This window comes from Archangium sp. (assembly GCF_036388035.1).
Classification (GTDB): domain Bacteria; phylum Myxococcota; class Myxococcia; order Myxococcales; family Myxococcaceae; genus Archangium.
Genome location: NZ_DASVSO010000273.1, coordinates 1 through 9,726, shown reverse-complemented (window position 1 = coordinate 9,726; position 9,726 = coordinate 1). Strand labels below are relative to the sequence as shown.

Here is a 9,726-nt window from a genome sequence, read left to right as displayed (position 1 = left end):
ACCGTGTTCAGCTCGAGCTGGGTGAGCAGCGCGCCCATGGACACGTCCGGGTAGAGCTGGGACAGCTTCTGCTCGAGGCAGCCGTGCGGGTAGTCCGCCAGGTAGTCCAGGCCGGCGTACAGCTCGAGGACCCCGGGAATGGAGGTGATGAGCACGTCCTGGGACGTGGTGCCCGGGCGCGCCGGCTCGGGCAGCGGCTTGAGGGGAGCGCTCCCGGCCTTCAGCGTGTCGAAGTACGAGAAGTGCTCCACCATGCGGTCCGGCAGGACGGGCAGCTGCACCTCGAAGGCGTCTCCGGCCTTGTCCGCCTTGCGCTCGATGTCCACGCGCACCTTGAGGGACTGGGGCGTGGACACGTCCGCGCTCTTCACGGTGATGGGGGTGACGAAGCTCATGGCCCGGTTGGCCTGGAGCTCCACCGAGGGGCTCAGCGGCTGCGCCTCGGCCGGGCCGGCAATCTGGACCTTCACCGAGCCGGGGCCGCCACTGCCCTCCACCACACGGCCCAGCGCTCCGCCCCAGAAGCGGTCGCCCTGGCGCACGAAGCGTGGCAGTTGTGGCTGCACCAGCACCGGCAGCCGCACGCGCAGCGTCGTCTGCTTGTAGCCGAAGCGCTGCAGCCCGGAGATGGCCACCGCGCGCACGCGGAAATTGGTGAGGTCGTCCGACAGTGGCACCTGCACCGTCAGCTTGCCGGACGCGGGCACCTGGAGCGTGGCCTGGTAGTACGGCACCGTCTTGAAGTTCTTGCGCACCACGCGCTTGCTGCCGCCCTCGGACTCCTCCTCCTCGGCTCCGTCACCGCCGGGCTCCTCCTCCTGCTCGAAGAGCTTGCCCACGAGGTTGTTGCGCGTGTCGCGCAGCGTGGTGCCCTTCGCGTTGTCCCGGATGAGCTCGTCGAGCGGGTTGAGCGTCCCCTCCGGCGCGAGCGACAGCACGGCCTCGTCCACCAGCCACAGCGTCACCTCGCCGGCCAGGGGCTTGCCCTGGTCATCCTTGAGCGTCAGCTCCACCGGAATCGTGGCTCCGGGGCGCGCCGTCTCCGGGTGCTTCAGCTCCACCGCCACCTGGTTGCGCACCGGCTCCACCCGCACGTCCACCGAGGCCCCGAGCGTCTGCGGCCGGTAGCGCGAGTCGTCCTTGTCTCCCTCGCCGAGCCGGCCGCGCATCAGCAGCACGTGCACCGGCACGTTGGGGACGTGCTGGGGACGGATGGCCAGCTCGTGCACCGCCTTGCCGCCGGACACGTCGTGCCAGGTGTAGGTGTTGCCTCCCGGCTCCTCCACCACCACCAGCGCGCGGCCCTCCTGGAAGGGGCTCTGCACGATGAGGCGCGCCGTCTCGCCCGGCTTGTATGCGTCCTTGTCCGGGGTGAGCCCGAAGACGCCCTGGCGCGACTTCTGCCACGCGATGGGCGTCTGCCCGCCCACATACAGGTCCGCCGACAGCGTCTGCACGCGTCCCAGCTTGTCGCGCGCCACCAGCTCCACCACGTACACCCCCGCCTCCTTCAGCTCGAAGGCCGGCGTGACGGACTTCTCCTCGGTGGTGACGGTCTTCTCCGCGAGCTTCACGTCCTCCTGCTCGGTGACGTACCGGGCCTCGCCGGTGGCGAAGTGCGTCTCGCGCAGCTGGCTGTGCCAGATGCGCTTGTAGAGGCGCACCCGCACCTCCTGGCCCTTCACCGCCTTGTCGTTGATGCCCACCGCGAGGATTTCCGGCGCGAGCGTGAAGGGCTTGTCCGAGTAGCGCGGCAGCTTCATGCCCAGCACGAAGGGCGGCAGCGCCCGCACCTCCTGTGCCGCCGACACGGGCTGGTTGTCCGCGCCCGTCACCGTGGCCTCGAAGCGGTAGATGCGCGCCGAGCCGTCCAAGTCCAGCGCCGGGTTGACGCTCATCTCGTCCGCGCCCGCGTCGTCCAGCGTGGCGTTGCGGGTGATGACCTCGGGGGCGCGGCTCTGCCCCTCCCGGGCGAACTGGGTGCTGGAGGCGAAGAGGAAGCCCTCGCGCCCCTTGGGCACGTAGTAGTAGGGGCGCCGCGTCACCGTCCAGGCGATGGGCTGCCCGGCCACGTTGCCGCCCGCGTAGTAGCGCGCCACCGCCTTCACCTTGAAGGCCGCGTCCAGCCGCGCCGTGGCGGGACTGGAGAGCTGCACCTCGAAGGTGGGCACGCGGTACGCCTCCACCCGGAAGTCCCGGCGCGCCAGCGTCCTGCCCGAGCGCGTCTCCAGCAGCACCGCGCGGAACTCGCCCGTGGGGGTGTTCTCCTCCTGGAACTCGGCGGAGAAGCCATACAGCGCGGTGAAGCTCAGCGGCAGCGCCCACTGCTGGTCTCCCGGCCCCTCCACCCGCAGCGTGTACTTCTTCGCGTCCTCGGGGGCCACGAAGTCACCGCCCACCTCGTTGCGCAGGAAGCCCTTGAGGTAGACCTTCTCGCCCGGCCGGTAGATGGGGCGCTCGGTGAAGAGGAAGCCGCGCAGCCCGTCGTTCGGCGGCGGCGGCGTCTGCTGCGTCAGCCACTCCAGCCAGCCCGAGGACGGCGACCAGTGGTTGTTGGCGAACGCCGAGGGGGGCTCGCGCGGGTTGAGCACGAGCAGGTCGTCCCCGTTCTGCACGGAGATGCGCTCGAGGCTCACCCAGTCCGTCTGCGGGCCGAGGCTCGCCCGGCCTCCCGCGTCCGTGGTCAGCTCCTGCTTGAAGGGCTGCTGCAGCGTCTGTTTCGGCTGCTTCGGGTCCGGCACCCGGCGCTGGCCCTCCAGCACGATGCGGGCGCCTCGCACCTCCTTCGCGTCGTCCAGCGTGCGCACGAAGAAGACGGCCTTGTCCCGCTCCTCCACCGTGCTCAGCGAGAGGTTGGTGATCTGCACACGGACATAGGCGCGCTCGGGGGCGCCGGTGAGTCGCCGCAGGCCCACGAGGTACGTGCCCGGCCGGGACTTGCCCACCACCGGGTTGATGAGCGGCGCCAGGTCCAGCCCGAAGGTGGTGGTGCCCCCGCGCTTGGGCAGCGGCAGGTCCACCAGCTTGGAGACGAGCGGCGAGCCCAGCAGGCGGATGTGCGCGGCCAGCTGGTCCTCGCCGATGTAGCCAGGCGTGGCGCTCACCGCGGGCTCCTCGCCGGGGAAGGGCGGCGGGCTCTCCTCGTTGATGACGATGGGCCGGTTGGGGAAGGGCCACAGGCCGGGGTGGAGCGGATCCACCCGGTAGATGCGCACGTCCGCGCGCGCGTCGGCGTAGCCCTGCAGCGGCAGCATGCGCGGGCCGTTGGCCTCCAGCACGGCGGTGGCCTGCATCCAGCGCAGGAAGGGACTCTTGAAGTCCAGGTGGAAGAAGACCTGGAGGTCTCCCGGGTCCCTCAGGGGCCGGCCGCTGTCGTCGCGGATGGGCGCGGCGCCGATGCGCATGCGGTAGAGCGTGTCCGGGACGAACTTGCCGCGCAGGGCCACGCGCGTGCCGTACGACTGGAAGTGCAGGTCCGGCACCGCGGGCTCCAGGCGCACCAGCTTCTTCAGCGCGGTGAGGCCGAGGTCCTGCACCGACGCGGAGAAGACGAGCTGCGGCAGGTCTCCCTGGCTGCCGCACGCGAGCGCCATGTCCCGGGGCGTGGAGGCCCCGCCCGTCAGGGAGAATTGCTCCCGGCCGCACTGCACCTGCTGCAGGTGGAAGGCGGGGCGCGTGGACAGCCGGCCCACCCACAGCACCTTGTCCTCGTCCCCGAGCGCGAGGCTCACGTTGACGCGCAGCTGCTTGCCCTCGGGCACGTCCTCCTCGAGGGTGATGGCGTAGATGGCCTGCTCGCGCTGGCTGCCGCGCGGGAGCTGCGACAGCGTCCAGTCCTTGAGCACCCGCGTGGGCGAGTCCGCCAGGCCGGGCAGGTCGCGCACCTCCAGCCGCAGCATCTTCCGGAGCGCGTCGAGCGACAGCGCCTGGGGGAAGGTGAGGGTGAAGGTGCGGAAGGGCCTCAGGTCCGTGCTGTCGGGCTGCGGCGACATCGCCGAGGGCGCCGACATCATCGTGGTGAGGACTTTGCGCGCGCCCCCCGCCTCGAAGGAGAAGCGGGCCAGGGCGGGCCAGGGCTCGGCCGGGCGGAACTGGAGCGTCTTGCGGTCCGCCCAGAACCACTGGCCGGGCCACGAGGGCGTCACCTTGAGCAGCTTCGCGCCATCATCCGCGCTCTGCTTGCCGGGCCCGACGTTGTCGGGGAAGTAGACGGTGACCGGGTCGAAGCCGCGCAGGAACTGGTCGGGGAGGAGCTTCACCCCCCCTCCCTCGGGACGCTGGCTCTCGTCGGCCGGGCGGTACTCCTGCGCCCCGGCGGGCACGGCCGCCAGCAGCAGGAGCAGGGACAGGACGGAGTTCAGGAGCGGCTTCACGGGTTGGCTCCGATACGGTTGAAGAAGTCGCGGAGGTACTCCTCGGGGACGTCGGTCTTGGCGCCGGCGAGTCCCACGAGGACGGGTTTGAAGGAGAGGGGGCGCTCCAGCGTGGCGGGAGCGTGGATGGCGAGCAGGTAGCTGCCCTTCTCGAGCGCGAGGAACTGCTGGCAGCCCTCGCCGAGCACGCGCTGGGCGGTGTCGAGCACGCTGCACTGGAGCACCTCGGCGGGCACCTGCAGCCCCAGGCCGACGTGGCCGGCCGAGGCGGTGGCGAAGCGGAAGTAGCGCGTCTGGCCCGGCGCCACCCAGCCCGTGTCCTTGGCGACGCCCTCGGCCAGCTCCTTCACCGGCTCATGCGTCCAGGTGACGCTGCCGGAGAGGGGCTGCTCGGCGAAGCCTCGCACCATGAGGCGGTAGGTGCCGGCCTTCAGCAGCCGGTCGAAGGTGCAGCCGCGCTCCAGGCCGTCCACCAGCAGCACCGTGGTGTCCTGGCCGAGGCCACACACGCCCGTGTCGGCGCGCAGGTGGACGACGGCGTCGGCGGGCAGTGTCAGGGTGCGCTCCACCGTCTCGCCCGAGAGCCGCAGGGCCTTCGCGGCGGGCAATTCGGGCAGCTTGCTCTTGGAGCCGGGGGGGAGCAGGGCCGCGGCCAGCTCCTCGGGCGGAGCGAGCACCACGCGCAGGCCCCCGGGGTTCGTCTCCAGGAGGAGCTCGCCCCGGCGGCCCGGAGGCACCTGGACGTCGCAGCCCTCCAGCCGCGCCCCGTCATCGAGCGTGGTCACGCACCGCGCCGCGCCCTTCACCAGCAGCCGCCGGGGCATCGGCGACACGCCGAAGGACAGCGGCTGCCGGCCGGGCACGCGGAAGGTGGTTTCAAAGAGGCTCGCGAGGGCCACGGCCGGCTTCGCCGCCTCCACCGACACCACCTCCGTCTGTACGCGGGACTCGGCCGGAGACCAGAGCACCACCACCCCGCCCGTGCCGCTCAGCACGCAGCGGGAGAGCGTGTCGGAGGGGGTGCACAGGTCCACCGCGGCCCCCTTGCCGTCCACCAGCACGGCCCAGGCCTCCTGGGGGAGGGAGAGCTGCACGCGCGTCGGCTCGGCGGGCATCACCAGGCGGAGCGCGGGCCCTCCGTTCCACGTCAGGTCCTGCAGGCCGGGCGTCAGCGGCACGGACGAGGGAGGCACGGGAATGGCGAGGCGCGTGAGGGTGGCGCCTCCCCGCTCGGCCGCGGGCGTCCACCAGCGCGCGAGCGACTCCTCCGTGGGGCCGGTGGCCGCGAAGCACGCGGAGTCCCGCTGCCGCGCGACGCCCCCGTCCAGCCGGCACGCCGGGTAGGCCGGGTCTCCGAAGGGCACGCTCATTCGCAGCAGGTGCAGGGCGGACTGCTTGGAGCGCTGGCGCAACAGGGTGACTTCCTGGCTCAACGGCGTGCGCTCCTCCTCGGGGTTCTCCAGCGTGTCCACGCGCTCGGAGAGGGAGAGCTTCGTCTCGGCGGTGGCGCCGGGAGCGCCAAACACCCAAGCGCCGGACTCCAGCGAGGCCTCGGGGCCGCACGGCCGCAGGGGGCCCTGCTGGGACGCGGGCAGGCAGAGGACGCCCCGGCCCGTCTCGTAGCGGCCGGGCCTCGGCACCTCCGCGCTCGCGGCCTCCCCCGTGGGAATCCTCCCGCCGGAGAGTGGACGCAGCGGACGGGCCGCCACGCTGGTGCTCACCTTGGTGGGCAGGCCCAGCGTCCAGACGCGCACGCGCCACGGCGCGGTGCCCGGCCTCAGCAGCGTCACGCACTCGCGCACGTCCATGCGCCGCGACACCACCGCGCCCCGCTCGTCCTCCAGGGCGCAGGAGAAGGGCGTCTTGGCGCGCAGGGTGACTTCCTGCAGCGCCTCGGCGGGCACGGGCGGCAGCGTGGCGCGCACCACGCCGGTGCTCACGTCCAGCGTGCCGCTCTCGGCGAGCACCCCGGCGTCCGTCACCTGGGCCAGCGCCACGGACACCTCGGTGGGGCCCGGCTGCTGCGTCTGGCTCTCCAGCACCAGCGTGTAGCTGCCGGCGGGGAGCGGCTCGGCGATGGCGCAGTTCCAGTCCGCGCCGTGGTCCGCGCTCTCCACCGCCAGGCGTCCCGTCCCGTCGAAGATGCGGCAGCGCACGTCCGTGCGGCCGCGCGTGAGCAGGCGCAGCGTGCCGTCCACCGGCAGCACCAGCGGAATGCGGCTGGGGGCGCTCACGTCCTTGACCATGGGTGGCGCGAGCACCTCGGTGCGCAGGTACAGCGCGTAGGAGATGGCCACGTCCCCGCGGCTGTGCTCGGCCACCAGCGTGTAGCGCCCGGGCTCGAGCCAGAGGGACTGGCCCTCGGGAGGCGGCGACTCCTTCGTGGGCAGCGGCGCGGCGACGGGCGCCGGGGCGCTCTCCTCCTCGCTCGGCGGCGGGGCCTCCTCCTGGGGGCTCTCCTCGGAGTATTCGGGGGGCGACTCCGACTCGCCTTCACCCGACCCCTCGCCCTCGGAGGACTCCGAGTACTCGGAGGGCTCAGCGGACTCGGAGGACTCAGCGGGCTCGGACGGCTCCGTGTACTCGGGCTCGGGTGGAGGCGGCGGGGGCGCGTACTCCGTCCGCGGAGCGATGACTTCCACGGGCTTGAGCGTCTTGTCCGCTCCAATGGAGTAGAGCCGCCCCTGCATGCCGTGGGTCAGCGTGAAGGCCACCGCCATCCCCGCCGGCACTTCGAAGGAGAACTCGTCCTTGCCGTCCTTGCCGAGGTCCGCCCGGTACCACTCATTGAAGAGCACCGGGTGCGCCTTGTTGCCCTTGAGCACCACCGGGGGCTTCACGCTCTCCAGGGAGGTGCGGCGCATGGACTCCACCGTCAGCGGCAGCTGCGTCCACAGGTAGGTGCCCTTGGCCAGCCGCAGTGACTGCTCGCAGGGCGTGGGCACCGTCACCACCGGCCAGCCCTTCGGGTCGTCCAGGCGGCACTGGAGCTGCGCGCCCGGCGCCGCCGTGGAGAGGGTGTAGTCATTCGTACGGGGCGCCGTGAGCTTCTGCTGGATGAGGTCGCCCGCGTTGACGCGGAAGAAGGCCTCGCCATCGGCGAGCACGCCCTCGACGCCCTTCACCTCGCGGCGCTCCAGCAGCACGGCGCCGCGGCCCTTGCTCTGCCCCGTGGTGCGAGCGGTGAGCAGGTAGCGGCCGGGCCGCAGGTAGGTGGACACGAGGCAGTTGCGCCCGCGCCCTCCGCCCGAGGCGCTGCCCACCTGGGGCACCACCGGCGTGCGGATGGTGCACTCGGTGGCCAGCAGGCCCTGCGTCGTCACGTGGTAGAGGCCCTCCTGCTTGACGTCGAAGGTGAGCGAGTGCGACTCGCCGCGCTCGAAGTCGAGCCAGGTGGGCACCGACGGTTGCAGGGCGGGCATCGGCGGGAAGGTGGGCGCGTAGGTGGCCAGCGGAGGCGGGGGAGGCGGGGGCGACCCGGGCCGGTGCACCAGCAGGTTGAGGGGTGTGGCTCCGGGCTGGCTCAACGAAAGCGTCCCCGTCGCGGCCGGAAGCTGGCAGCGGCCTTCCTTGGCCTCCGCCCGCGTGTCACCCACGGCGCAGGTGAAGGGCTCGCCACCGGAGGCGCGCACCTCCAGGGGCCCCCCTCGGGCGAGGAACAGCTCGACGGGCGCCGGGCCGTCGAGCACCAGGGGCAGGGGCTCGGAGAAGGTGAGCGGCAGTGGGCGCAGGGAGAGGCCCCGCAGCGAGCCTCGGCCGATCCGGTTGCCGACGAGCCGGTAGGTGTCGTCCTTGTGCAGCCGGACGCGCGGAATCAGGCACGACGTCCGGGTCGCCGTGTCCTCCGTGGGCGCGCGGCCCTCGACGGCCAGGGTGAGCCGCTCGATGCCCTCGGTGCCGCCGTACAGCTTCAGCTCGTACACGCCGGGGGCGGCCGTATGGGGGATGCGGCACGTCTCCGCCTTCGGGTCCGGTTCGAACAGCCGGGTCTTCTTGGCGCCGTCCACGAGGTACAGCTCGCAGCGCGTCTTCCGCTCTCCGCTGGTGGCGAAGACGTAGCGGCCGGAGCGCGCCACCCGGAACCAGACGGTGGCGGACGAGCCGTCGTAGTTGAACGCGCGGCGGAACGGGCGATCCGGGCCCACCTCCGGCCCGTCGAAGCCGACGAGCACCCAGTTGTCCGGCGTCTCCTGCTCCAGCATGCACCCCAGGGGCGCGCTGTCGGGATCCAACGGCACCTCGTGGAGGCCGACGAGGTAGTCCGCGTTGGTGGGCGGCTTGAAGCGGGGCGAGGAGGTGCCCTGGCCATAGCTCCCATCCGTGAAGTCACGCTCCGTCGCGAGCCGGGCCCACTGCAGCATCAGCTTCGTGCCCGGCTCTCCGCGCAGCAGCGCCACGTGCCGGCCGGTGCCGCTCGCCAGGGTGCTGCACTGGGGGATGAGCGCCTTGGGCTGAATCTGACAGCTCGCCTCCGAGGAGCCGGTGACGTTGCTGGCCCCATCGGGGGCGAGGGCATGGAGGCTCACGCGGCTGCTGGACTGGGCGTTGCTCTCGCGCGAGAGGAACACGGCGGTGGCGCCCGAGGGCAGCTCCACCGCGCTCATGCCCCAGGGGGGGAGGGTGACGCTCAGCGAGCGCTCGGGAGGCGCCTTCGGGAAGCCGTAGGCCACGGCGAGGGTGTTGTCCTCCTTGCCCTGGCTCCAGTCCTTCGGGGAGGTGCCATAGGTGGTGAGCAGGTAGGTGCCCGCCTCGAGCGTCGTCTCCAGCCACCACTCGTACTGGGGCTGGCCCGCGCGCGGCTGCGTGGAGGCATCCTTGAGCGGGACGGGCTCCCACCACGCGGCATTGCGCCACAGCCGCACGTCTCCGGCGGTGCGGCCGGAGACGCGCAGGGTGACGGGCTGGCGCTGGTCGAGCTTGAGCCAGAAGGAGGCCTGGTGGCGCGGGGCGAGCACCTGGCGCACCTCGCGGCCCGGCTCCAGCAGTACCGGCTGGGCGTTGTCCTCGGTGTAGGGCACCGCCTGGAGGTTCACCTGGCCCTTGGTGCCCTTGCCCTTCGTCCGGGACGTCAGGCGCAGCTTGTAGGTGCCCGCGTCGAGCAGCTGGTCCAGCTCGCAGTTGGAGCGGCCGGCGGCGCCGCTCTGGGCGAAGGGGCCCCGCACGTGGTCCACCAGCTCGCACGCCGTCCCGGAGGGAGTGCGCGCGGTGATGACGACCCGGGCCGCCTGGTCCAGGGTGACGATCGTCTCCTGGCTGCCTTTCGCCGGGACGGAGGCGGGCGAGAGGCTGACGGCGTGCAGCAGCAGCAGGGAAACCGACAGCGGTGACAAGGGCATGAGGGCCTCGGCTAGAG

At 72.3% G+C, this 9,726-nt stretch carries 2 protein-coding genes; both read right to left on the bottom strand.

Translation table 11 applies throughout. The features are described 5' to 3' along the window. A partial coding sequence (locus VF697_RS11475) for an alpha-2-macroglobulin (RefSeq protein WP_331094210.1) occupies window positions 1–4,373 on the bottom strand: 4,373 nt, incomplete at its 3' end. After that, window positions 4,370–9,709 (bottom strand): hypothetical protein, encoded by a 5,340-nt coding sequence (locus VF697_RS11470; protein WP_331094208.1) that lies wholly within the window; start codon window positions 9,707–9,709, stop codon window positions 4,370–4,372. The genes VF697_RS11470 and VF697_RS11475, both read right to left, overlap by 4 nt. Between the last annotated feature and the right edge of the window lie 17 nt (window positions 9,710–9,726).

Coding starts and splice junctions, on each gene's coding strand:
- VF697_RS11470 (WP_331094208.1), bottom strand. CDS start 9,709: ATGCCCTTGTCACCGCTGTCGGTTTCCCTGCTGCTGCTGCACGCCGTC.